Origin of the sequence: Vibrio plantisponsor (assembly GCF_013041605.1) — a bacterium.
GTDB classification, from domain to species: domain Bacteria; phylum Pseudomonadota; class Gammaproteobacteria; order Enterobacterales; family Vibrionaceae; genus Vibrio; species Vibrio plantisponsor.
In genome coordinates this window covers 194,475-219,522 of the sequence record NZ_JABEQC010000008.1, presented here as the reverse complement: position 1 = coordinate 219,522, position 25,048 = coordinate 194,475, and the positions used below count along the sequence as shown (strand labels likewise).

The 25,048-nt window shown below is 45.1% G+C and carries 17 protein-coding genes; 11 read left to right on the top strand and 6 right to left on the bottom strand.

Annotation, left to right across the window (positions count from 1 at the left end; genetic code table 11):
* Nucleotide 1 precedes the first annotated feature (1 nt).
* Nucleotides 2–379 carry a holo-ACP synthase gene (gene acpS, locus HKI82_RS13085; protein ID WP_102940939.1) on the top strand — a complete coding sequence of 126 codons (378 nt, stop codon included), beginning with the start codon at nt 2–4 and terminating at the stop codon, nt 377–379.
* Between the two features lie 98 nt (nt 380–477).
* On the opposite strand, the gene barA is transcribed toward acpS, so the two are convergent.
* Nucleotides 478–3,264, bottom strand: a complete 2,787-nt coding sequence (gene barA, locus HKI82_RS13080; RefSeq protein ID WP_171138278.1) for a two-component sensor histidine kinase BarA — start codon at nt 3,262–3,264, stop codon at nt 478–480.
* Between the two features lie 162 nt (nt 3,265–3,426).
* On the opposite strand from barA, the gene rlmD reads away from it, so the two are divergent.
* The 5 genes from rlmD (at nt 3,427) to eno (ending at nt 11,180) form a co-directional block, all read left to right on the top strand.
* Entirely contained in the window at nt 3,427–4,746 is a 1,320-nt protein-coding gene (gene rlmD, locus HKI82_RS13075) for a 23S rRNA (uracil(1939)-C(5))-methyltransferase RlmD (protein ID WP_171138277.1), read from the top strand.
* A gap of 110 nt (nt 4,747–4,856) precedes the next feature.
* A complete protein-coding gene (gene relA / locus HKI82_RS13070) occupies nt 4,857–7,079 on the top strand; it encodes a GTP diphosphokinase (protein WP_171138276.1) in 2,223 nt (740 codons plus the stop codon).
* A gap of 70 nt (nt 7,080–7,149) precedes the next feature.
* A complete protein-coding gene (gene mazG, locus HKI82_RS13065; RefSeq protein ID WP_171138275.1) occupies nt 7,150–7,953 on the top strand; it encodes a nucleoside triphosphate pyrophosphohydrolase in 804 nt (267 codons plus the stop codon).
* 204 nt (nt 7,954–8,157) lie between these two features.
* Nucleotides 8,158–9,798 carry a CTP synthase gene (locus HKI82_RS13060; protein ID WP_102940944.1) on the top strand — a complete coding sequence of 547 codons (1,641 nt, stop codon included), beginning with the start codon at nt 8,158–8,160 and terminating at the stop codon, nt 9,796–9,798.
* A gap of 80 nt (nt 9,799–9,878) precedes the next feature.
* Complete coding sequence (gene eno, locus HKI82_RS13055) at nt 9,879–11,180, top strand: phosphopyruvate hydratase (protein ID WP_102940945.1); 1,302 nt, start codon at nt 9,879–9,881, stop codon at nt 11,178–11,180.
* 234 nt (nt 11,181–11,414) lie between these two features.
* Here eno and HKI82_RS13050 read toward each other — a convergent pair whose 3' ends face one another.
* On the bottom strand, nt 11,415–12,632 hold the full coding sequence (locus HKI82_RS13050; protein WP_171138274.1) for a multifunctional CCA addition/repair protein: 1,218 nt from the start codon (nt 12,630–12,632) through the stop codon (nt 11,415–11,417).
* 88 nt (nt 12,633–12,720) lie between these two features.
* Between HKI82_RS13050 and HKI82_RS13045 the strand changes: the two genes are divergently transcribed.
* Both HKI82_RS13045 and HKI82_RS13040 read left to right on the top strand, forming a co-directional pair.
* Nucleotides 12,721–14,346 (top strand): ExeA family protein, encoded by a 1,626-nt coding sequence (locus tag HKI82_RS13045; protein WP_171138273.1) that lies wholly within the window; start codon nt 12,721–12,723, stop codon nt 14,344–14,346.
* Nucleotides 14,346–15,146, top strand: a complete 801-nt coding sequence (locus HKI82_RS13040) for a general secretion pathway protein GspB (RefSeq protein ID WP_171138272.1) — start codon at nt 14,346–14,348, stop codon at nt 15,144–15,146. The genes HKI82_RS13045 and HKI82_RS13040 overlap by 1 nt, the downstream gene beginning before the upstream one ends.
* Nucleotides 15,147–15,228: 82 nt before the next feature.
* Here HKI82_RS13040 and HKI82_RS13035 read toward each other — a convergent pair whose 3' ends face one another.
* The 3 genes from HKI82_RS13035 to HKI82_RS13025 form a co-directional block, all read right to left on the bottom strand.
* Complete coding sequence (locus HKI82_RS13035; protein WP_171138271.1) at nt 15,229–15,837, bottom strand: TIGR04211 family SH3 domain-containing protein; 609 nt, start codon at nt 15,835–15,837, stop codon at nt 15,229–15,231.
* A 156-nt stretch (nt 15,838–15,993) separates the two neighbouring features.
* The gene (locus tag HKI82_RS13030) at nt 15,994–17,253 is read right to left on the bottom strand and encodes an inorganic phosphate transporter (protein WP_171138270.1); all 1,260 of its coding nucleotides are present in this window, start codon (nt 17,251–17,253) and stop codon (nt 15,994–15,996) included.
* A gap of 136 nt (nt 17,254–17,389) precedes the next feature.
* Nucleotides 17,390–18,070, bottom strand: coding sequence for a TIGR00153 family protein (locus HKI82_RS13025; protein WP_171138269.1), 681 nt, complete (start codon nt 18,068–18,070; stop codon nt 17,390–17,392).
* Nucleotides 18,071–18,275: 205 nt separating this feature from the next.
* Here HKI82_RS13025 and HKI82_RS13020 point away from each other — a divergent pair, with 205 nt between their 5' ends.
* On the top strand, nt 18,276–19,793 hold the full coding sequence (locus tag HKI82_RS13020; protein WP_171138295.1) for a CYTH and CHAD domain-containing protein: 1,518 nt from the start codon (nt 18,276–18,278) through the stop codon (nt 19,791–19,793).
* A 54-nt stretch (nt 19,794–19,847) separates the two neighbouring features.
* On the opposite strand, the gene HKI82_RS13015 is transcribed toward HKI82_RS13020, so the two are convergent.
* A complete protein-coding gene (locus tag HKI82_RS13015) occupies nt 19,848–20,624 on the bottom strand; it encodes a potassium channel family protein (RefSeq protein WP_171138268.1) in 777 nt (258 codons plus the stop codon).
* 98 nt (nt 20,625–20,722) lie between these two features.
* Here HKI82_RS13015 and HKI82_RS13010 point away from each other — a divergent pair, with 98 nt between their 5' ends.
* Nucleotides 20,723–21,979, top strand: a complete 1,257-nt coding sequence (locus HKI82_RS13010) for a methyl-accepting chemotaxis protein (RefSeq protein WP_171138267.1) — start codon at nt 20,723–20,725, stop codon at nt 21,977–21,979.
* Nucleotides 21,980–22,127: 148 nt separating this feature from the next.
* Nucleotides 22,128–24,974: a bifunctional [glutamate--ammonia ligase]-adenylyl-L-tyrosine phosphorylase/[glutamate--ammonia-ligase] adenylyltransferase gene (gene glnE / locus HKI82_RS13005; RefSeq protein ID WP_171138266.1), complete on the top strand. Its 2,847-nt coding sequence runs from the start codon at nt 22,128–22,130 to the stop codon at nt 24,972–24,974.
* Nucleotides 24,975–25,048: the final 74 nt, after the last annotated feature.

Genomic DNA, 25,048 nt, shown 5'->3' with positions numbered 1-25,048 from the left:
TATGATTGTTGGATTAGGAACAGACATCGCGGAGATTGAGCGCATAGAAAAGGCGCTCAATCGTAGTGGTGATGCGTTTGCGCAGCGAATTCTGACTGAAAGTGAGCTGGACGTGTTTACTCACCTAAAGCAGAAAGGGCGTTATTTGGCTAAGCGTTTTGCGGCTAAGGAAGCGGCTTCAAAAGCATTAGGAACAGGTATCGCTCACGGTGTGAGCTTTCAGGATTTTGAAATCAGCAATGATGAGAATGGCAAACCGGTTCTTACGCTATCTGGAAAAGCACAGCAAATTGCTCAAGCCTCTTCGGTGCGTTCTGTTCACCTTACTATTTCAGATGAACGTCACTACGCAGTAGCGACGGTGATTCTTGAATCTTAATCCGTATAAGAGTTTCAAACTCAATAAAAAGAGGTGCTTAAAGCACCTCTTTTTCTATACGCGAGTTTCTTGGCGGCAAGATAACTAAGCGATATCGCTTAAACCAAATATGGGTCAGCGCTTGCTACCACTTTTTCCATTTCATCCTGAAGTTCAAACAGTTCTGGCTCAACATCTTGCACGCGAGCTCCTGAACGCAGGGTGTGCTCTAAGGTCTCACATACTTTTTTCAGGCGAGGAACGCCACTGTATGAGCAACTGCCGTGGAGCTTATGAATATGATGCAGTAAATCTGTCGCAGGGTACTCATCATCGTTGAGTGCCATCTCTATTACTTGATTGATCTCTTTGAAAGAGGCAACCAACATCTTCAGCATATCTTTGGCCAAATCTTCCTTATTGGCCGCCTGTCTTAATGCCAGCGGCCAGTCGATAGCAACGGTCGCATTGACTGGTGCTGACTCTTCAACTTGAATCTCTTCCAGCTCAATCGGTTCTTGATGCTCAAGCGTGATGGCTTCATCCGTTTCTGGTTTCAGACTCCAATGTAATAACACTTGTTGCAAGATATGCTCTTCAATCGGTTTGGTGAGGTAATCATCCATACCGGCTTTCAGTAGTCTTTCACGCTCACCAACCATTGCATGTGCGGTCACGGCTATAATCGGCGTGTTGCTGTTGAGCTTGAGCTTCTTAATTTCGTGACAAGCGGTGACACCATCCATCTTCGGCATTTGAATATCCATCAAGATGATATCGAAATGATGCTCTTTTGCTCGTTCAATGGCATCTTCACCGCTGCTGCATGACACCACAGTTTCGACGCGCTCTTGCAACAGTGCAGTAATCAGTTTCAAGTTGGCTGGGTTATCGTCAACCGCCATAACGGTGAGCGGCATTTTTTCAATATGAGTAATGACCTCAATAGCTTTTTCAGTTCGAGCCGGCTGATTGGCGATCAGAGTTTGTAGCAGTTTCTTACGTGACAATGGCTTGGTAATACATTGCACTGGATATTTCTGCATTAACAAATCCGCCAGAGCCAGTTCGGTACTCGGCGTGCCGATAACTACGTTTGCTGCGATGGACAGCGCTTTCTCTACCCATTGCTCAACCAGTGATTGGTCCGTTTCCTTGCTTGGTGCAAGGTTCAACAGAACGTAGTCGTACTGCTCTGATTCGGCTGGAATCGCTGAGCGATAAACCACATTCAATCCAGCTTGAACTAAGGTGTGCTGAACAATAGAGGCTGCTTGCATGTTTGGTTCAACAAGCAGCAGTTGTTTATTGCGCAGAGCTTGAGGATCAAGCCAGTCGTGCATTGGCAAATCTGTAGTCATCAAACGCAGGTTAAACCAGAAAGTTGAACCTTGGTGTAGTCGACTGGTTAAACTGATTTCACCGCCCATTTGGCTGACCAACTTTTGGGTAATAACCAGACCTAGACCCGTACCACCATAACGACGTGAAATGCTTGCGTCGGCTTGACTGAAAGCTTGGAAAAGCTGAGCTTGTTGACGCTCTGAAATACCGATACCGGTATCACGCACCATGAATTGCAACTCAACGAAGTCATCGCGTTGAGAACGCATTTCCACACTGATATCAATGTTGCCGCGCTCGGTGAATTTAATGGAGTTACCCACCAAGTTAGTGAGTACTTGCTGAATACGCAGCGGATCCCCCACCAAGCCTGCTGGAATTTTTGGATCCACTTTGAGCGTGATTTCCAGCCCTTTCTCGTGTGCACTTGCCGCCTGTAAGTTGACCACCTCTTCTAGCGAGTCTTGGAACTCAAATGGAATATTTTCCAGTGCCAGTTTGCCTGCTTCCAGTTTCGAGAAGTCGAGAATATCGTTGATGATGGTCAGCAGGTTATTGGCTGATTTCTCGATGGTTTGCAGATAATCCGCTTGGCTGTTGGTCAACTGAGTTTTCAGCATCTGACGTGTAAAGCCGATAACACCGTTCAATGGGGTACGCAGCTCGTGTGACATGTTGGCGAGGAATTCAGACTTCACGCGCGCGGCTTCTTGCGCGCGTTTTTTCGCAATATCCAACTCAACGTTTTGAATTTCTAGCTGTTCCAGAGTTTCACGCAAGTCAGAGGTTGCTTGGTCGATACTGTGCTGCATCTCCACATGGTATTCCGACAGCGACACCGCCATGGCGTTGATACCTTTTTTCAGGTCATCCAGCTCACCGTGCATTCGTCCTTCAATTCGCACATCCAAATGCCCGCGACGGATGCGGTCAACCACGTTTTTCATATGAATAATTGGGCGGGTAACATCGTGCATCAAGCGGAATGCAAACACGCCAGACAACACTAGTCCAAGAATCAACACCAAACAGGCTGAGAAAATTTCCTGATACTGTTGTAAACGCAGTGAAGACAGGTCGAGCTCAATTGCGATATAGCCTAAAACCGGCGCAGACGATGTTTTTGCCGCACTGTCACTGAACAAAGTTTCTGCCAGTATCGGGGTGCGCAAAATAAGCGTATTTTCATCGAGCTGAGAACTGCTGAGTACCGGAATCGGTTTATCTTTCGGATACATCAAAGATTCGAAGTTCGGATGGAAGTTCGACGTGACGAAGAGTTCGTGGTTGGCATCAAACACCGCAATACTGCGCACTATGGTCGAATTTTTACGATGTGCGTAGCTGATGATGCGTCTTACCGATTCACGGCTTTGGTTTTTTAACGATTCTTCACTGGCAATAGCCAATGGTTCGATAATACTTGCACCCGAGTTGAGCACTTGTGTCTCTAAATCGTGATATCGGTTGAATGAGAATAACGCACTCAAAAGTAACCCGATAATCAAGGTTGGAGCCAAAGTGAGTGTAATTACACGTGCGCGTAAGCCGTATCTGGTCATTATTGTCTAAACATCATGGTGTGGATATGGGAAAATAGCCAACTTTGCAGCTAGCCAACTACTCAAATTATGGTTAGCTTAATTCAAGAACCTTAGCTTCGACAATGCTCCCCAAGCAGAATAGTGACGCTGGGGCAAAAACTAATACATTAGGCACAGAACATGGCACGTTTCTTCCAACCGAAAAAGCGCATCGCTTTAGAGACTAAACATCAAGCAGTGAGCGTTCAGAAGCTCGATCATTTAGGCGCAGGCATTGCCTATCTGGATAAGAAACCCGTCTTTATCGATGGCGCATTAGCGGATGAAGAAGTACTGATTCAGCTGACGGAAAGTAAAAGTAAGTTTGCACGCGCAAAGCTGATTAGAGTGCTTAAGCCAAGTCAGCAGCGCACTGTGCCTTTCTGCCCTCATTATGCTCAGTGTGGCGGTTGTGATTTGCAGCATCTGTCGCGTGACGCTCAGATTGAACATAAGCAGCAAACCCTGAGTCAGTTGATGACTAAATTCGCAGGACAAGAACTTGCGCTTTCGGCTCCGGTTTCTGGTGTCGATAAAGGTTATCGCCGCCGTGCTCGTATCAGCATGATGTGGGATAAGAAAAGCCAGCAACTTCAGTTCGGTTTTCGCCGTAAGCAGAGTAAAGAGATTGTCACCGTGACGGATTGTGCTGTGCTAGAACCCAGCTTAAATGCGTTGTTACCGGAACTGAAATCTCTGCTCAGTGTCTTTAAAAAGCCTGACCAGCTTGGTCACGTTGAACTGGTGAAAGGCGACAATACGTCGGTATTGGTGCTGCGTCATTTATCTCCTCTAGCGGATAAAGACCTTTCTGCGCTAAAAGAGTTCGCGCAGCAACATCAGTTAACCCTTTATGTTATGCCGAATGCTAATCAATTGGATAAAGTGCTGGGTGAGCAGGCTTACTATCAAGAAGTGGGCGTCACTATCCCGTTTCTGCCAAGCAATTTTATTCAGGTAAACCAGCAGGTTAACCAAGAAATGGTTGAACAGGCGCTTGAGTGGTTGGACGTTCAAAAAGACGACCGTGTGTTAGATTTGTTCTGCGGTTTAGGTAACTTCAGCCTGCCGTTAGCAAAGTTAGCCGATAAAGTTGTCGGAATTGAAGGTGTGGATGAAATGGTAGAGATTGCGAAAAGCAATGCTCTGCACAACAAGATTACGAATGTTGAATTTTATCAGGCAAATCTTGAACAAGAGTTCGTAGGGGAAATCTGGGCACAGCAGCAGTTTAACAAGGTTCTGCTTGATCCTGCACGTGCAGGCGCGGTAGGTATAGTTGACCAACTTGCCAGTTTAGGTGCTGAGCGAGTTGTGTATGTTTCATGTAATCCTGCTACGCTTGCTCGTGATAGCCAAAGCTTACTTGAGCAGGGATATCAGCTGAAAAAACTCGGTATGTTGGATATGTTCCCACATACCAGCCATTTAGAGTCAATGGCTCTATTTGTAAAAATATAGTTATTTGTAAAAAGTAAAAAAGCAAAAGTGTAAAACTTGGTTAGGTAACGGACTTCCGTTGTCTAACCAGAGTAGAATAGCTCGCAAATTATAAGAATTAGGATAAAAAGATGGTCGCGGTACGTAGCGCACACTTAAACCCAGACGAACAGTTTGAGCTAGAAAAGTGGATTTCTAGTTTACGGCAAGACCCAAAAACAGCGGCAAAGCTTACAGAGGTGTATCACCAATGTGAGCAATTCTTGGTGGGCAATGCTAAAGGCCCGCTATTGTTGTGGCGTGGCCGCGAAATGATCGAAATTCTGATCACTTTATCGATGGACCGCCCAACGCTGGTGGCAGCGTTGTTGTTCCCAATTGCGACCAGTGGCTTAGTGGATCGCGAAGAAGTCGAAGAACATTACGGTAAAGAGATCATTAAATTAATTGCTGGCGTCGAAGAGATGGCAGCGATTGGTCAACTGAATATCACCATGCAAGGCAGTGAAGCGTCAGCACAAGTCGATAACGTACGTCGTATGTTGTTGGCGATGGTGGATGACTTCCGTTGCGTGGTTATCAAGCTTGCAGAGCGAATCTGTAACCTTCGTGAAGTGAAAGATCAACCGGATGAGGTTCGTCGTTCAGCGGCAAAAGAGTGTGCCAACATCTATGCACCACTGGCGAACCGATTAGGTATCGGTCAGCTCAAGTGGGAAATCGAAGACTACGCATTCCGCTACCAACAACCCGACACTTATAAACAGATAGCGAAACAGCTGTCTGAGCGTCGTATCGTTCGCGAACAGTACATCCGTGACTTTGTGGACAACTTAAGCGCGGAAATGAAAGCGGCGAATATCAATGCTGAAGTCAGCGGTCGTCCGAAGCACATTTACAGTATCTGGCGCAAAATGCAGAAGAAGAATCTGGCATTTGATGAACTGTTTGATGTGCGCGCCGTGCGTATCATCGCGGATAAGCTGCAAGACTGTTATGCCGCGCTTGGTGTGGTTCATACCCAGTTTAAGCATTTGCCTAGCGAGTTTGATGATTATGTCGCAAACCCGAAACCGAACGGTTATCAGTCGATTCATACTGTGATTCTTGGCCCTGAAGGCAAAACCATTGAGATTCAGATCCGTACTAAGCAGATGCATGAAGAGTCTGAACTGGGGGTCGCTGCGCACTGGAAATATAAAGAAGGTGCAAGCAGCGGACGTAGCGGCTACGACGAGAAAATTACTTGGCTACGTAAACTGATTGATTGGCAAGAAGAGATGTCTGACTCCGGTGAGATGTTGGATGAACTTCGCAGCCAAGTGTTTGATGACCGTGTGTATGCCTTTACGCCGCGTGGTGATGTTGTCGACCTGCCAATGGGCGCAACGCCACTGGATTTCGCATACCACATTCACTCTGAAGTGGGGCATCGCTGTATTGGTGCCAAAGTTGGCGGGCGTATTGTGCCATTCACCCATAAACTTCATATGGGTGACCAAGTTGAAATCATCACAGCGAAAGAGCCGAACCCGTCTCGCGATTGGCTAAACCCAGCAACGGGCTTTGTTCATTCAGGTCGTGCTCGTGCGAAGATCAATGCTTGGTTCCGTAAGCAGAGCCGAGAGAAGAATCTCGAAGCAGGGCGTGAAATTCTAGAAACAGAGTTATCGAAAATCGGGGCAACGTTAAAAGACGCAGAGCAATACGCTCTGAAACGCTTTAACGTTAATAGCGCTGATGAGCTTTATGTTGGTGTCGGTAGTGGTGACCTACGTATTAACCAAATCGTTAACCACATCAACGCGTTAGTGAATAAGCCGACGGCGGAAGAAGAAGATAAACTGGTACTTGAAAAGCTCAAGGGAGACGAATCGAAATCGTCAACTCCTCACCGTCCGCAAAAAGATGCGGTCGTGGTGGAAGGTGTCGATAACTTGATGACACACCTTGCGCGTTGTTGCCAGCCAATTCCGGGTGATGAAATTAAAGGTTATATCACTCAAGGGCGCGGTATTTCGGTGCACAGAAGTGACTGTGAGCAGCTGGAAGAACTAAGCCACCACGCACCTGAACGTATTATCGACACTGTGTGGGGTTCTGGATTTATGGGTTCTTACATCCTGACTCTGCGAGTGGAAGCGATGGAGCGCGTGGGCTTGCTAAAAGACATCACGAGTCTGCTGGCGAACGAGAAGGTGAAAGTACTCACTATGAAGAGCCGCAGCGACTACAAGCGCCAAATCGTGACGATGGATTTCGAACTAGAGGTTAACAACATCGAAACTCTGGCTCGTGTGTCTAAGCGACTAGAACAAGTGAAAGACGTTATGCTGGTCAAACGCCTCGGATAAATCAAATAACAGATTGAAATTAAAGGTAAGTGATTAGTCACTTACCTTTTTCTTTTATAAGGAAATCAACATGGCACATCCAATTGAACAACTCGTCGACATCATGGCGAAATTACGTGATCCGCAAAACGGTTGTCCTTGGGATAAGAAGCAGACTTTTGAAAGTGTTGTTCCATACACTATTGAAGAAACGTATGAAGTGGTGGACGCCATCCATAACCAAGATTGGCCCAACTTAAAAGAAGAGCTGGGTGACTTACTGTTTCAGGTGATTTTCTACAGTCAGATGGCTCAGGAACAAGGACTCTTCGATTTTCGTGAAGTGGTGGAAACGGTAAATGAAAAGCTGACTCGTCGCCATCCTCATGTTTTTTCAGATGCAAAATTTGCTGATGAAGCGGAATTGAATGCCAATTGGGAAAGGGAAAAATCCCTCGAAAAAGCCCAAGTAGGCAAAAGCGAGCAAAGTATTCTAGACTCTATACCACAATCGCTGCCTGCGTTATCGCGAGCGAATAAGATTCAAAAAAAATGCGCAAAATACGGTTTCGACTGGGAGACTTTAGGTCCGGTTGTAGACAAAGTGCATGAAGAAATTGAAGAAGTGGTTGCCGAAGCCATCAATATCGATGTTGATGAGTCGAGAGTTGAAGAGGAGCTGGGGGATTTGCTGTTTGCCACGGTGAATTTAGTTCGTCATCTCAAGAAAGATCCTGAGGTCGCTCTTACCAAGGCTAACCGTAAATTTGTAAAGCGTTTTCAAGGTGTTGAGGCTCAAGTGAGAGAGCAGGATAAAACCTTGACGGACTTTTCATTGCAAGAGTTAGATGGCATGTGGGAGCGAGTAAAAAGACGGGAAAAAGGTCTAGAGTGAAGCTCTGAAAATGGGCTTTTGAGACAAAATTAACCCAATTAAATTACTTTGTTTGCATTCTGCGATATGGCTATTTGATTTGAAGCAAAAAATTAAAAACTGAGTGTGATAGATTTCACGTTGTGGCGGTAATTGGGTTCTGGTATAGTTTCGTCCCGTCCAGAAGAAATCCATTTCCCTCATTCAACCAATTTCAGGTTAAACATGACGACAAATTATATTTTTGTTACTGGCGGGGTCGTATCCTCTCTAGGTAAAGGTATTGCAGCAGCATCTCTTGCCGCTATTTTAGAAGCTCGCGGTCTTAAAGTGACCATGATGAAGCTTGACCCTTACATCAACGTTGACCCAGGCACTATGAGCCCGACTCAACACGGTGAAGTGTTTGTTACAGAAGATGGCGCAGAAACTGACCTAGACCTTGGTCACTACGAGCGTTTTATTCGTACTAAGATGACCAAACGCAATAACTTTACTGCTGGTCGTGTTTATGCTGACGTTTTACGTAAAGAGCGTCGCGGCGATTACCTAGGTGCAACTATTCAGGTTATCCCGCATATCACTAACGCTATCAAAGACCGTGTAATCGCGGGCTCCGAAGGTCACGATGTGGCTATCGTTGAGGTTGGTGGCACAGTTGGTGATATCGAATCTCTACCATTCATGGAAGCGATTCGTCAGTTGGCAATCGAAGTAGGTCGTGAACACGCAATGTTCATGCACTTGACTCTAGTTCCTTACCTTGCAGCAGCAGGTGAAGTGAAAACTAAGCCAACTCAACACTCTGTAAAAGAACTGCTATCTATCGGTATTCAGCCTGACATTCTAGTATGTCGTAGCGACCGTATGATCCCAGCAAACGAGCGTAAGAAGATTGCACTTTTCTGTAACGTTTCTGAGAAAGCAGTTATTTCAATGAAGGACGTAGATTCAATCTACAAGATCCCTCAATTGATCAAATCTCAAGGCTTGGATGATTTAGTTTGTGCTCGTTTCGGTATCAATGCTCCTGAAGCTGATCTATCTGAATGGGAACAAGTAATTTACGAAGAAGCGAATCCAACGGGTGACGTTACCATCGGTATGGTTGGTAAGTACATTGAACTACCAGACGCTTACAAATCAGTAAACGAAGCACTAAAGCATGCTGGTCTAAAAAATCGTTTGAATGTAACGATTAAATATGTAGATTCTCAAGACGTAGAAACTCGTGGTTTCGAAGTTCTGCATGGTCTTGACGCAATTTTAGTTCCAGGTGGCTTTGGTGACCGTGGTATTGAAGGCAAGATTATGGCTGCTCAATACGCACGTGAAAACAAGGTTCCTTACCTAGGTATCTGTCTAGGTATGCAAGTAGCGCTTATCGAGTACGCTCGTAACGTTGCAGGCATGGAAGGTGCACATTCAACAGAATTTAACAAAAACACTAAGTACCCTGTGGTAGGTTTGATTACTGAATGGGTAGATAGTGAAGGTAACGTTGAAGAGCGTACTGAGACTTCTGATCTTGGCGGCACAATGCGTCTAGGTTCTCAGCTATGCCACCTAGAAAAAGGTACCAAAGCTTACCAACTATACGGTAGCGCGACGATCCACGAACGTCACCGTCACCGTTATGAAGTAAACAATAATCTTCGTCCGCAGATTGAAAAAGCTGGCCTAAAAGTTTCAGGCTTATCTGCTGACAAGAAATTGGTTGAAGTGATTGAGAACCCTGCTCACCCATGGTTTGTAGCAGCGCAGTTCCACCCAGAATTCACATCAACCCCTCGTGATGGTCACCCATTATTTGCTGGTTTTGTGAAAGCAGCGGGTGAGTTCCAACGCGGTGAATCTGAGAAGTAACAAGGATACGGACAGTTGCTTTAAGTTGTGCAACTGTCCTTTATAGTTTTGACATTTAAATTCAACGAGAGGAAACATTAATGTCTAAGATCGTTAAAGTTCTAGGTCGTGAAATCATCGACTCACGTGGTAACCCAACTGTAGAAGCTGAAGTACACCTAGAAGGCGGTTTCGTTGGTATGGCAGCTGCTCCATCTGGCGCATCTACTGGTTCTCGTGAAGCTCTTGAGCTACGCGATGGCGACAAATCACGTTTCCTAGGTAAAGGTGTTCTTAAAGCAATCGCTGCTGTAAACGGTCCAATCGCTGACGCTCTAGTTGGTAAAGATGCTAAAGACCAAGCTGCTGTTGACCAAATCATGATCGACCTAGACGGTACTGAAAACAAATCTAACTTCGGTGCTAACGCAATCCTAGCTGTTTCTCTAGCAAACGCTAAAGCAGCAGCTGCTGCTAAAGGCATGCCTCTATACGAGCACATCGCTGAGCTAAACGGCACTGCAGGTCAATTCTCTATGCCTCTACCAATGATGAACATCATCAACGGTGGTGAGCACGCAGATAACAACGTTGATATCCAAGAATTCATGATTCAACCAGTTGGCGCTGCAACTCTTAAAGAAGCTGTACGTATGGGCGCGGAAGTATTCCACAACCTAGCTAAAGTTCTTAAGTCTAAAGGTTACAACACTGCTGTTGGTGACGAAGGTGGTTTCGCTCCTAACCTAAAATCTAACGCTGAAGCGCTAGAAGTTATCGCAGAAGCAGTTGCGGCTGCTGGCTACGTTCTAGGTAAAGACATCACTCTAGCTATGGACTGTGCAGCATCTGAGTTCTACGACAAAGACGCTGGCATCTACAACATGAAAGGCGAAGGTAAAACTTTCTCTTCTGAAGAGTTCAACCACTACCTAGCTGGTCTAGTTGAGAAATTCCCTATCGTTTCTATCGAAGACGGTCTAGACGAGTCTGATTGGGATGGTTTCGCACACCAAACTAAACTTCTAGGCGACAAGATCCAACTAGTTGGTGACGATCTATTCGTAACTAACACTAAGATTCTTGCTCAAGGTATCGAGAAAGGCATTGCTAACTCTATCCTTATCAAGTTCAACCAAATCGGTTCTCTAACTGAGACTCTAGCTGCAATCAAGATGGCTAAAGACGCAGGTTACACAGCTGTAATCTCTCACCGTTCTGGCGAAACTGAAGATGCAACTATCGCTGACCTAGCGGTAGGTACAGCTGCAGGTCAAATCAAAACTGGTTCTATGAGCCGTTCTGACCGCGTTGCTAAGTACAACCAACTTATCCGTATCGAAGAAGCTCTAGCTGGTCGTGCTCCTTTCAACGGTCTTAAAGAAGTTAAAGGTCAAGCTTAATTCTTAGCTTAGCTTTATAGTTCTTTATAAATACCTCGCTTAGGCGAGGTATTTTTTTGCGTAAAGAAAAGTAAGGTGACATTCAAAACAGGATTGATTCCACAAATCGCTCAAGACTTCCCTGTGCGCTTAGACAAGGGCATCCATGCCCTTGTAAATTTGTTCCATCAAACCTGTCTTGAAAATGAATTTCTTTTGGTAAATAAGATTAAGGATACTCATTCCCAGTTTCGACTATTTAGAAAGCGACGAAATCGCCTCAATCCGTCTTTTCTCTAACTCATCGCGAATCGCTTTGCCCTGAAAGCCATCGGCAATAATATCCTTCACTTCGATACTGAGTGCGGCTTGATACGCAGCTTCAAATAGTGCCTTTTGAGGGTAAGAGTTCTCTTCGCAACCTAAACGACCTGAATGGTCAGCCTGACAACAAAGTAACACTTCTTCTAAACACTCTGGCTTTCGCCATACGTCGAGTTTATTGAGAATTTTGAGTTTGGTACTGGCTTTCAGCTCTGCTGCTCTGTGGATGTTTGAGTGCTGCTCACAAACCAATAGCGCCAGCTCTTTAAATTCATTCGGCACGCGTACTCGTTCGCACAGTTTCTTGATGATTTTAATGCCTGTATGGCAATGCATTTTATGGCTTGGCCATTCAGACTCAGGTGTGACACCTTTCCCTAAATCATGCACTTGCGCGGCAAATCGCACTGGCAGTGATTGCGAAAGTTGAGCCGCTTGTTTCGCCACCATAAGTGTATGAATACCTGTATCAATTTCTGGATGCCACTTTTCCGGTTGAGGAACACCAAACAGACGATCGAGTTCAGGAAGTACCACCTTTAATGCGCCGCAATCTCTCAGTACAGAAAGAAATACTTCAGGATTCTTAGTCGAAAGGGACTTATGCCACTCTTGCCATACACGTTCTGCGGTTAAATGCTCAAGCTCGCCACTACTCGCGATTTGAGCCATAAGAGCCATGGTTTCTTCTGCAACCACAAAGCCAAGATGAGAAAGTTTTGCTGCGAAGCGGGCTAAGCGTAAAACACGCAGCGGATCTTCAATAAAAGCGTCGGATACATGGCGTAGGATGCGATCATTAAGATCACGCTGACCGCCATAAGGATCGATAAGAGTGCCATCTTCGGCTTGTGCCATCGCATTAATCGTGAGATCGCGCCTGATCAGATCTTCTTCCAACGTAACATCGGGTGCAAAGTGACATTCGAAGCCTGTGTAACCTGCTCCTGTTTTTCTCTCGGTACGGGCAAGTGCGTATTCTTGCTTGGTTTTAGGGTGTAAGAAGACAGGAAAGTCTTTGCCAACGGCGGTAAAGCCTTGGCTTAACATTTCATCAGGGCTACTTCCCACTACAACCCAGTCCTTATCGTAAACAGGGATGTCGAGTAGTTTGTCGCGAACGGCGCCGCCAACCAGGTAAACTTGCACTAAACCGCCTCAAAAATCATTAATGTCATTGGATAATCATCAGCGGCAATGATACTTTGCGCTTAATCACTTTGATAGAGGCAGGGGTATGTATCAACAATTTTTCGGTTTAACTGAGTTACCTTTCTCAATTGTGCCGAATTCTCGCTATTTGTATTTAAGTCAACGTCACCAAGAGGCTATTTCCCATCTGCAAGAAGGATTGGGTGACGGTGGTGGTTTTGCCATGTTGACTGGCGAGGTTGGTACTGGGAAAACGACCGTAGCGAAAGCGATTCTGGATAATTTGCCTGCCAATACTCAAGCTGGATTTATTCTTAATCCAACCTTTTCAGAACAAGAGCTGCTGGAAGCCATTTGTGATGAGTTTGCCGTTAGTTATGGAAAAAAAGCGACGATCAAAAAACTCAGTCAGGCTCTTAACCAATTTCTTTTGGATAAGCATGCTGCTGGTATTCAGATCCTGCTGATTATCGATGAAGCACAGCACCTTGCGCCCGATGTTTTAGAACAACTAAGACTGCTGACCAATCTAGAAACAGACAGCCGAAAGCTGTTGAAGGTGTTACTCATCGGTCAACCTGAACTGCAACAGAAACTTCAACTGCCTCAGCTTCGCCAGCTAGCACAGCGAATTACTGGTCGATATCATCTGCTGCCTCTCGATGACGTCGAAACGGCTCATTACATCCGTTTTCGTCTGCAACAAGCGGGTGGCGATGGCAATTTGTTCTCTAACAAATGCGCCAAGTGGATTGCTCGTGAAACCCACGGAATTCCGCGGCTGATTAATTTAGTCTGTGACAACAGCTTGAAAGGTGCATTTAAAGCTGGTGAAAAAGAACTCGGTTTAGAGCGAGTAAAATGGGCTTGCCAGCAAGTGATGAGCTTTCAATCAACGGTCTATCAGCGCTCGGATGCAAAACCTTCTTCTGCGCGTTTCCCTTTTGTTGCTGCGACGTGCAGTTTAATCGGCCTTTCTTTAGCTGCCGCAAGTGCGTATTGGCTTCCACCTATCATCAATGAGCAGGTGGCTCATCATTGGCCACTGCCAGAAGCAAAACCAGCGCTGCAAGAAACGGTATTTCCAAAACAAGTTGAAGAGGTTCTCATTCAAGCTGAGGACCTAAGTAGTGCTCTGCGTGCTCTCTATGCAGTCTGGGGATATCAGGCATCGGTAACAGATACGTTTTGTCAGTCGGATAGCTCATCGCTTTTGCAATGCATGCCAAGTCAAGGTGACTGGCAGACTCTTTCTCAGCTCAATATGCCGGTGGTGTTAACGCTTGAGGTTGATAACAAGCCGAGTTACGCAGTGTTGTATCGCTTAAATGGAGATGAGCTGGAGCTTCTGGTGAATGGCGAACATATACGTATTGATAAACAGTGGATATCTCCGTTGTGGAATGGTGAGTTTCATCTAACTTGGCAAGCCAGTTTTAAGCAGACCTTGAAGAGAGGAATGAAAGGACAGGAGATTGCTCTTCTTGATCGCAAGTTATCGCAAATTCTGGGCGAGCCGGAGCGGGAAACACAAGTGTTTGATGACGAAGTAAAGCGTAAGGTTTCCTTATTCCAGCGCTGGCAGAATATGTATGTGGATGGCATTGCGGGAGAACAAACCCTGCGTCGTCTGGAGCTGCTTACTCAGCAAGATGCACCTAAGCTGGACGCTCCTAAACTCGGTGCGTCACACTTGGTAGGAGGTGCATAATGTCGCAAGTAATGAATGCGCTGAAATCGTCACACCAAGGTTACCAGTCTAATACTATGACTCATGGGTATAGCTCTGCGACTATCTCTGCTGAGAAGTCCATGCTTTTCCGCTGGTATCACAGCTTATTGTTGATTGTACCGAGTGCTGTGACTGTCTCGCTGCTGAGCTATCAAAGTTATCAACTTCAGCAACAGAATATCACTCAAGTAATGAGCCAGCCTGCGCTAGTGGAACAAATTCCAGCACCGGTTGAGTTTCTGCCTTACCCTGAGTTTACTGAGCTAAAAAGTACCTATCTGATTCCTGCTCAAACTAAACAGCTTTTAGCTGAAACGGAAGACACACCATCAATTGATACTAAGCAAACCAATGAAACGACAGTTGCTAAAACAACTGAGGTTAAAACACCAGAGCCCTCAACTTCCGTGCAGAAAGAGAATACCCCTTTAAATCTCGAACAACTGGATCTGAGTGGTCTTTCGCCTGCGCTTGCCATGAGAGTAGAGTCTGCGATGAAAAGCACAGCTAGCGCCTCTAAACGAAGTAATTCAAGAGCGATATCCTTGGTGCAAAATGCTGATAAGTACTCAGGTCAATTACCCGCGATGGATTTTCAGACCCACGTTTATGCCAGCTCTGAAAGTAAGCGTTGGATAAAAATGAATGGTGTGGAATATCACGAAGGGGATATGTTGTCAGACGGTGTAATGCTGGTAGAAATTAATCCTCAAACAACTTTGGTGCAGTTCGAACAGCAGTTGATCGAAATTCCTGCACTCTACCACTGGCAAGGATAGGCTTTGTTGCTTCTCAGAAAGCACTGTTCAGCATAAACAAAAAAAGGTCACTAGCGAGTGACCTTTTTCAATTTGATAACGTTTATGCCCAACCAGCAGGATTGCGCTTACGTCGTGGAATAATGTGCGGAAGGATTAGACCCAGTAGTAAACCGATACCTGCAACACCACCACCATAAGTGAAGTATTTCAGCAGTAAGTCTTCTTTCTGTGTATCCAGTTTCGCACGCAATTCACGGATCTCAGTTTGAGACGCTGTTAGCTGCTTGCTGATTTCACCGTAGTTTTGTTCCAGTTGTGCAATCTGTTGGTTGCGAACATCCAAAGATTCAACCAAACCCGCTTTCTCAGAATCTGCACTTTGACGTGCATTCGCTAGTTGTGATTTTACCTGAGCCAACTCTTTTTCAAGTTGCGGTAAACGCACAGCCATACTGATATCGCGAGTCACAAAACGGCTCTCCACCCAACCTCTTCTACCGCGAGAGTCTACAACTTCGCTGTAGTCGGATTCTTTATTGGTTGAAACTAGCTGAACTTTCTCACCTGCGTCAATGCTGCCGATAATACGATATTGGTTGCTTGGACCAGAATGCATATAAGTAAACAGCTTATCGGCGATGTAACGGTCTTGTGCAAACACTGGGCTTGCTAACATGGAAAATAACACCATGCAGATAAGTTTTTTCACGGTAAATCCCTTAGTTATAAATTGTAGCTTTACACTCATGTGGCAAATAGTAAAAAGTTTCTTATTCGCGTGCAACAAAGAAGGGAGGCAAAGCCTCCCTTTATGTGCGTTTGAGTCAATAATGACATCGCCTTAACAAAGCACTGACTTAATAAATTAAGCGAAAATGCCTTGAATAGCGTAGAAGAACACAACAGCTAATAGAGCACCAGCTGGAAGCGTTACAATCCAAGATGCAACGATGTTACGTACAACACCTAAGTTAAGTGCTGCAATACCACGTGCAAAACCTACACCCAGAACCGCACCAACAAGTGTCTGAGTGGTTGAAATCGGCAGACCAGTACCAGACGCTAATACTACTGTAGACGCAGTTGCAAGCTGAGCTGCGAAACCACGGCTAGGTGTTAGTTCTGTAATACCTGTACCAACCGTTGCCATTACTTTGTGGCCCATAGTCGCTAGACCTACAACGATACCGAAACCACCTAGAGGCAGAATCCACCAAGCAATTGCGCTTTTCGCTGTAATTTCACCCATGTGTTCAATAGTAGAAACAACCGCAGACAGTGGACCGATCGCGTTTGCAACGTCGTTTGAACCGTGAGCAAATGCCATGGCACAAGCTGTGATTACCATCAATACGCTGAAGATACTCTCAACACCAGAGAAGCTATGGTCGTCTTCGCGGTTAGCAAACTTCTTCTGAATGTACAGGTAGCCACCAACCATCACTAGCGCTGATACGCCAGCAGACCATAACCAAGCTTCTGTGCTTGAAAGGTGTAAACCAACATGTTTAAGACCTTTCTTGATAGTTACAAGTGCAATCACCATTGTTGTGATGAACATGTACACAGGAACGAAGCGCTTAGCGTTGATAAGCGGTCTTTCTGTATCGAAAATCAGTCGTTGGGCACTAATGAATATGAAATACGCAAAGATACCTGAAATCAGAGGGGTAACAATCCAGCTACCAACGATACCTTTAACAGAGCTCCAATCCACCGCTTCAGTACCGAAAGATACACATGCGAAACCGATGATCGCACCGATGATTGAGTGAGTGGTTGATACAGGCCAGCCCATATATGAAGCAAGCAGTAACCAAGTTCCCGCCGCTAGCAGAGCTGACATCATGCCATAAATAAGAACGTCAGGATGATTAGCAAATAGTGATGTATCAATCACGCCTTTGCGGATTGTGTCAGTTACTTCACCACCGGCTAAGTAAGCACCTGCAAATTCGAACACCATCGCGATAAGAATCGCTTGTTTAACGGTTAGAGCTTTAGAACCAACTGATGTTCCCATTGCGTTCGCAACGTCGTTCGCACCAATACTGATAGCCATTAAGAAACCAAAAATGGCAGCAACAATGATCAGGACAGTGCCGTAGTTAGCAAGGATATCCATCTTTATACCTAGTTGTTTATAACAAGCGGAGCTATTTCTTCGTGTTTTAGGCACGAATTTAAACCGTTGGCGATAAAAACTTAACGCTTAATTCAGTTTTACAAAATAGCTCTTAGTTATTTGGTTAACTTTAAATTTATGAGCGAGAAAGCATCACTTCTAGACGAGCGCCAACGCGCTGCGCCTGATCAGCGATACCGCCAACCCATTCAAAAATCTTGTATAAGAACATAACGTCAATCGGATTAAGCGAAGATTCTAGGGTTCTCAGCTTTTGACGTAGACGTATCTGAATAGTGTCAGTATCGTCTTCGATTTCATCCAATTGATTAATCATTTCAGCAACGAGTGTTACTTCACGGCCTTTGAAACCAGTCTCTAACAATTCGTCTAGCTCGTTGATAACTTTCTGTGCTTGATCCGCTGCATCTAAGCAACGTTTTACATAGATGATAAAGTCAGCTTGAAGAGGTTCAGGAATGATAAGCTCGCGACCTACAACTCGACCTGAAATGTCTTTTGCTAGGTTGGCAAGTTTATCTTGCTGTGTAAGAAGTTCGAGCATGTCTGTACGGTCTACAGGCATAAACAAACCACGAGGAAGTTTAAGGCGAATTTCGCGCTTTAACACGTCAGCTTCTTTCTCTAAGTGAGAAATCTGTGCGCGGATTTCAGCTGCTTTTTCCCAGTCTCCAGTCGCACAAACTTCAAAGAAAGGCACTAGATAAGAACAGCATTCATTTACACACACTACGTGTCGTTGCAAAGGCTTTATAGGGGACTTTGCAAATAACCCCATAATTGTATTTACTGGCATGGTCATTCAACCTAATAACTATAACCTTAAAAAAACATACACCATTGTATGGCTAAATGTTGAGCGATGGCTATAAAGGCGCGCATGTTAACCCATTAACAGTGTCATGAAAACTGTTTTAGATCATCAAACGGTCTATATTTCACTCTTGCTCAGCCGCGTTTTAGGCAATATCCTTTCGGTATCTGCTTTGAAAGGGTTAAATATGGAAACCGAGATAGAACTGAAGTTTTTTGTGTCACCAGATTTTTCAGAAATTTTACGTCAAAAGATTTCTGATACAAAAGTACTTCAGCACAGTTGTCGAGAGTTAGGTAATACGTATTTTGATACTCCTGATAACTGGTTACGTCAACACGATATTGGGTTAAGAATCCGACGTTTCGATGATGTGTATGTTCAAACCGTCAAGACCGCAGGACGCGTCGTCGCTGGCTTACATCAAAGACCGGAATTCAATGCTGAACATCAGAGCAACGAACCTGAACTATCGCTTCACCCTGCTGACATTTGGCCTCAAGGTAAAGAGGTTGACGTTCTGCAATCTGAGCTAAGCGCGCTCTTCTCTACTAATTTTACTCGTGAACAATGGTTGATCGGCATGCCGGACGGTAGTCAGGTCGAAGTCGCTTTTGACCAAGGTTTAGTGGTTGCGGGTGATAAAGAGTATCCAATCTGCGAAGTGGAGTTAGAACTGAAATCAGGGCAAACCGATGCGCTGTTTACCTTGGCTCGTCAGTTCTGTGATAACGGTGGAATGCGCCTAGGCAACCTGAGTAAAGCCGCAAGAGGTTATCGTCTGGCTGCGGATTATCAAGGTGATGAAGTTAAACCACTAAGTTTAGTGAACACCAGCAGTCAAGACACGGTTGAGTATTGTTTGATTAACTCGCTGGAACATGCGCTGTCTCATTGGCACTACCATGAGCAAATCTATACAGAGCGAGATTCCATTCCTGCATTGCATGAAATCAGCAACAGTATTCGATTTATTCGCCAGATTCTAAGCATCTACGGCGGCGTTGTTCCTCGTCGAGCAAGTGCGATTTTGCGTCAGGAACTGAAGTGGTTGGAAGAAGAACTGAGCTGGTTAAAGTCATACGACTATCTTGATGATCTTCTTGAAGACAAAGGCTATGCGCTGCGCAAACTGGATGCCCGTAAGTTTTTAATTGCTGAACTGAAAGAGCAGCAATATAACTTACCTCAACGAGAAGAAAACCTACGTTTGCTCAACTCTGCTCGTTATACCGGTTTGTTGCTTGATTTGAGCCGCTGGATCCTGACTCGTGGATGGCAGCCGTTTCTCGATGAAAAAGCGCGTGAAAAAATGGCGACCAACATCCTTCGATTCTCTGCCAAGCAGTTGGATCGAACTTGGGCAGAGTTGATCGAATCGTTCCCACCAGAGCATCATTTGAGTAGCCAAGAGTATATTGATCAGCAGTATCGTTTGATGCGAAATCTTTATACCGGAATTGGTTTTGCAAGTTTGTACGATGCAGAAGAACGTAACTCTTTCCGCATGCCTTGGGCGGATCTTCTACACGGTATCGACGATTTGTTGACCTTAAGAACGTTAGAACCGTTTGTTGAGAAGCTGGAAGGTGAGGAAAAAGAACAGCTACAACGCTGGCTGATTCGCCAAGAGAACTCGATTTTACATGCCATGGAGCAGACTCGAATTATAGGTGTTGAAGCTCATCCTTACTGGCGTGACTAACAAAGGCATTGAGTTTTTGAATCAGGGATACTTTTTTGTATCCCTTTTTGTTTTCTATTCCGCTGGCTTACCTTGTCGCGGATGATCGGTGTTGTTTTCCAGCTCTCCAATCCGGCGCAAAATTTCGTTTTGCTGCACAACGATTTGTTGCAGCATCTGCTGCTCTCTCTGTGCATGTAATAGCTGCTTTTTATCGGGAGAGGTGAGCAGCGACGTGATCAAACCGGAAATCATACCGAAGATCCCTACGCCGCACAGAATCATAGCGGTCGCAATCAAACGCCCTGCCGTAGTGACTGGATAATGATCACCATAACCTACGGTTGAAATGGTCACTAAGGCCCACCACAAAGCATCACCACCGGATTGAATATTCGCATGAGGATCTTTGGTTTCGAAAAAGAGCATGAAGCTTGAGCCCAGCGTCATCATCAAAACTAACAGCAATAATATGGACGCAATGGTGGTTTCTCTTCGGTTCGAAAGTAGCTGTTTAGCGATCGCTCTTCCTGAACGAACAACTAAAATGATTCTTAGAATGTGAAAGATGCGCGCGTAACGCAGAGGTTCGATCATCGGAATACTGGCAAGAAAATCGATCCAGTGTCGTTTCATAAATTGCACCCGATCTGTCGAGCGGATCAAATCTACGCTAAGTTGTAGGATGAAAATACTACATATAAGGAAGTCTAGGCCGATAAACAAATGGCGCATTTCTGGCTCTATTGGAAAAAATAGTAAGCCTGAGATCACAAATAGAGCTAAGAAAGACAAAATGAGTGATAACAATCCCATAGGTTTCGTTTCATCTTTGATACTATCTTTTTTCATACGAGGCTCGAAATAATTCAACGTGCGTGAAGATTTTTTCACTGTAGTAGTGATAAATAAGCGATTTTCAATATATAAGACATTGTGGAGGCATGACAATGACAACAATGGCATTTAAGCCATGGGAACGAGTAATAACGAATGTTCGCCTTGTTCCTAAGATGGTAATGCTGATGGTGTTCAGTACGTTACTGATCATCGGTAAGCAGCTTTGGGATGCTCACACCTTTTATAATGCTCTTTTGGCGGCAACCCAAAATCTAGAAGTCGCACAGAAACATTATGACGACTACATTGTGCAAGTGATTTGGCAGACCGGTTTGATGATCGCTGTTTTTGTTGTTTTACTGCTTTTTGCAGCGCGCGTTATGTTGCGTCAAACACACTATCTGAGTGACTCGATCAAACAGATGGCACGTCGTGACTTATCTGAAGTTATCGAGATGGAGTGTAAAGATGAGTATGGCGAGCTGGCGAAAGAGCTGGAAAAAACACGTCTTCAACTAAAAGAGTTGATTCTTGCTCAAGTCGATGCTTCACAAGAGCTTACGGCTATGACGGAAATTATGACGCTTAGCATGTCTGAGACTAAAGAGTCAGCGCAAGAAGAGTTCAATGAAATCGACCAGTTAGCCACCGCGATGAGCGAAATGTCTTCAACGGTGCAAACCGTGGCAGGGCATGCACAAAGTGCTTCTTCTTTAACGGAAGACGCTTCAAAACAAGCTCAGACTGGCCAGCGATTTGTGAAAAGCACTGTAGGCAAAATGAGTGAGCTTTCAAAAGACATCTCTAAATCTGCTCAGGCTGTAAACCAAGTTGAAGAGCGTGTTGAATCAATCAGTAGTGTTGTTGGTACTATTCAAAGCATTTCTGAACAAACAAACTTATTGGCGCTAAACGCAGCGATTGAAGCGGCTCGAGCTGGTGAAGCTGGGCGTGGTTTTGCGGTGGTTGCAGATGAAGTCCGTAATCTAGCCCAACGTACTCAAACCGCAACAGTAGAAATTCAAGACATGATTTCACAACTGCAAAGCAGTGCGAACTCAGCGGTAGAGTTGATGGAAAAGAGTGTGGTTGAAGTGGCTGAAGGCGTTGAACTGGTGACTAATGCAGGTACTGAGCTTGACGGTATTGTGGCTCAAGTTCAGCAAATCAACGATATGAACTTCCAAATTGCCACAGCAGCGGGTCAGCAAAGCAGTGTTGCAGAAGAGATGAACCAGAACTTAACCAATGTGAGAGAGCTGGTGGAAGCTTCGGTTACTGTCGTAACTGAGTTGCTTGAGACCTCGGAAGTGATGCAGGCAAATGCACAAGAATTAGACAGCAAAATCACTGAATTTAAAGTTTAATTCTTTCTGACATCGATAAGTCATGCATAAGCGCCCACAATTCGATTGTGGGCGTTTTTTATTACACTAATTTTGATATACCCTTCAATGAGTTTGGGTATAGTTACATCATCTTTCTTCGGGCTACCAGCATCAACAAGGACATACCATGCCATTGCCATCTCTTCTTGAAGATTACGCGAGTCAACAGTTCAGCCATTTGCTAGAACAGCAGCCAGTGATTGCTCAATGGAATAGCGATCTGCAAGCTCAGCTAAAAACCGTTATCGGGTTGAGCAAGTTTGTCCATGAAACCTTGATGCGTGATGAAGCTTTGTGCCGTGCGCTACCCGAGATTCTTAGCGAAGACTCTCGTTATGAATCGTATCGTGAGCGCCTTTTTGCGCAGCTTTCCGTCTGCGAAGATGAAACAAGTGGTTTGCGCATTTTGCGCCAGTTCCGCAATCAAGAGATGGTTTATATCGCTTGGCGTGATTTTTTAAATACCTGGACATTGAATGAGAGCCTAGAGCATTTATCGCAATTGGCGGAAGCTCTGATATTCGAAACTTACCAATGGCAGTACAAAGCCTGCTGCCAAGAGTGGGGAACACCTTGTAATGCTCAAGGTGAAGCTCAGCCTATGTTGATTATGGGCATGGGTAAACTCGGTGGTGGTGAACTCAATTTCTCTTCTGATATCGATTTAATTTTCACTTATCCCGAAAACGGGGAGACACAGGGTCAGCGCAGAAGTATTGCTAACGCTCAGTTTTTCACTCGTCTAGGCCAGCGCATCATTAAAATGCTTGATCAACAGACCTTTGACGGTTTTTGCTATCGGGTGGATATGAGATTACGTCCTTTTGGTGAAAGTGGCCCGTTGGTGATGAGTTACGCAGCGCTTGAAGATTACTATCAGGAGCAGGGCAGAGACTGGGAACGCTACGCAATGGTCAAAGCGCGCGTTATGGGGCGCGAGATGTATTCTCAGTATCAAGAGCTGCGCCAGATGCTGCGTCCGTTTGTATTTCGCCGTTATATCGATTTCAGCGCGATTCAATCACTGCGTCGAATGAAGTCGATGATCAGTAGCGAAGTCCGTCGTAGAGGGCTCAGTAACAACATTAAGTTGGGAGCTGGTGGCATTCGAGAAATTGAATTTATTGCACAAGTTTTCCAATTGATTCGGGGCGGAAGAGAGCCGAGCTTACGTCATCGCGGGTTACTTGAAACATTGCAAGCCATTGATGAGCTGGAATTGTTGGAAAAAAAGGAAGTTGAACAGTTAACCGAAGCGTATTACTTCTTGCGTCGTCTTGAAAATCTTCTTCAAGCATTAGCAGATAAACAAACTCAAACCTTGCCTGACAAGGCGGATGACCAGTTGAGACTGGCTTTTGCTATGGGCTATGAATCTTGGGAGCAACTCAATGCTCGAGTAAAACATCAGATGGCGAATGTGCATGCGGTGTTTGCTGCTCTGATTGGTGAAGAGGATGAGCAAGACGAAAATACGATTGCTGCTCATTTCCACGAATTGTGGGACATGAGCCATAACCGCGAGTTGATAGAAAGCATTGTTGAGAATGAACTCGCTATGCAAGATGGAGACGAAATCGTTGGTACCATCATCGGCTTCAAAGAGGACTTAGCGAAACGTACCATAGGCCCTCGCGGAAGAGAGGTGCTTAACCGTTTGATGCCAAAGGTGTATCAAGCGATTTTCAATCACCCTGAGGCAAAGTTTGGCTTATCAAGAGTATTGTCTTTGCTGCACAGCATTGCTACTCGTACTACTTATTTAGAACTGCTAGATGAACACCCTGCTGCGCTGGTGCAGTTGGTGCGTCTTTGTACCGCGAGTTCGATGATCTCTGAACAACTGGCTCGTTACCCGATTCTTCTTGATGAGTTGATTGATCCGCAACATCTCTATAATCCGATTCCTTTGGAAAGTTACAAAACCGAGCTGAGAGATTTTCTCGCACGTATTCCAGAAGATGATATGGAACAGCAGATGGAAGCGCTGCGTCAGTTTAAGCAAATATGTATTTTAAAGATTGCTGTCGCTGATATTGCCGATGTCTTACCTGTGATGAAAGTGAGTGATCACTTAACTTATCTTGCTGAAGCGATTGTTGACGCTGTGGTCAATCAAGCTTGGTTGCAGGTGACCGCCAAATACGGAGAGCCGACCCACTTAAAAGATCGTGAAGGAAAAGGGTTTGGCGTGATTGGTTATGGCAAAGTCGGTGGCTGGGAGCTTGGCTATAACTCTGATCTCGATATTGTTTTTATGCACGACTGTCCAGTTAGCGCCTACACTGATGGTGTTAAAGAGATAGATGGTCGTCAGTTTTATCTGCGTTTAGCTCAACGCATCGTTCACATATTCTCAGTGAGAACGGCTTCTGGAATACTGTACGAAGTTGATACCCGCTTGAGACCATCTGGCGCATCTGGGCTTTTGGTGAGTCCAACAGAAGCTTTTGAAGAGTACCAGCGCAATGATGCGTGGACTTGGGAACATCAGGCGTTGGTCAGAGCTCGCATGATTTATGGTGATACTCCTTTACAGCAAGCTTTTGCCAAGATTCGCCATGATATTTTGGCTCTACCTCGTGAAGAGGAAAAACTGAAGCAAGAGGTGGTGGATATGCGAATCAAAATGCGCGATCACCTCGGGGGCAAGAAGCCCGGCCGTTTCATGATAAAACAAGATGAAGGCGGTATTACGGACATTGAATTTTTGGCTCAGTACTTGGTCTTACGTTTTAGTCATCAACAGCCTAAGTTGACCCGATGGTCTGATAACGTGCGTATCTTTGAGTCATTGTTGATTCAGGGTGTGCTGGATGAAGAACAGGCCATGGCATTAACCGACGCTTATACGGCGATGCGAGATCAAATCCATCACCGTAATTTAGTGAATCAAGACGCGGATGTGGATGAAAGCAAATTTGTCCACGAACGTGAAGTTGTAAAACATGTTTGGAATCAGTGGCTAGGTTAATAACAGAGTTCTGATATTAGATAACTTTAGCCGCTCATAGGGCTGTGATAAACTCCGCCCAGAAACAGTTATTG

Bases quoted from the DNA above. Each gene is read 5' to 3' on its own strand.
- acpS (WP_102940939.1), top strand. From the start codon at position 2: ATGATTGTTGGATTAGGAACAGACATCGCGGAGATTGAGCGCATAGAA.
- barA (WP_171138278.1), bottom strand. From the start codon at position 3,264: ATGACCAGATACGGCTTACGCGCACGTGTAATTACACTCACTTTGGCT.
- rlmD (WP_171138277.1), top strand. From the start codon at position 3,427: ATGGCACGTTTCTTCCAACCGAAAAAGCGCATCGCTTTAGAGACTAAA.
- relA (WP_171138276.1), top strand. From the start codon at position 4,857: ATGGTCGCGGTACGTAGCGCACACTTAAACCCAGACGAACAGTTTGAG.
- mazG (WP_171138275.1), top strand. From the start codon at position 7,150: ATGGCACATCCAATTGAACAACTCGTCGACATCATGGCGAAATTACGT.
- HKI82_RS13060 (WP_102940944.1), top strand. From the start codon at position 8,158: ATGACGACAAATTATATTTTTGTTACTGGCGGGGTCGTATCCTCTCTA.
- eno (WP_102940945.1), top strand. From the start codon at position 9,879: ATGTCTAAGATCGTTAAAGTTCTAGGTCGTGAAATCATCGACTCACGT.
- HKI82_RS13045 (WP_171138273.1), top strand. From the start codon at position 12,721: ATGTATCAACAATTTTTCGGTTTAACTGAGTTACCTTTCTCAATTGTG.
- HKI82_RS13040 (WP_171138272.1), top strand. From the start codon at position 14,346: ATGTCGCAAGTAATGAATGCGCTGAAATCGTCACACCAAGGTTACCAG.
- HKI82_RS13030 (WP_171138270.1), bottom strand. From the start codon at position 17,253: ATGGATATCCTTGCTAACTACGGCACTGTCCTGATCATTGTTGCTGCC.
- HKI82_RS13025 (WP_171138269.1), bottom strand. From the start codon at position 18,070: ATGCCAGTAAATACAATTATGGGGTTATTTGCAAAGTCCCCTATAAAG.
- HKI82_RS13020 (WP_171138295.1), top strand. From the start codon at position 18,276: ATGGAAACCGAGATAGAACTGAAGTTTTTTGTGTCACCAGATTTTTCA.
- HKI82_RS13015 (WP_171138268.1), bottom strand. From the start codon at position 20,624: ATGAAAAAAGATAGTATCAAAGATGAAACGAAACCTATGGGATTGTTA.
- HKI82_RS13010 (WP_171138267.1), top strand. From the start codon at position 20,723: ATGACAACAATGGCATTTAAGCCATGGGAACGAGTAATAACGAATGTT.
- glnE (WP_171138266.1), top strand. From the start codon at position 22,128: ATGCCATTGCCATCTCTTCTTGAAGATTACGCGAGTCAACAGTTCAGC.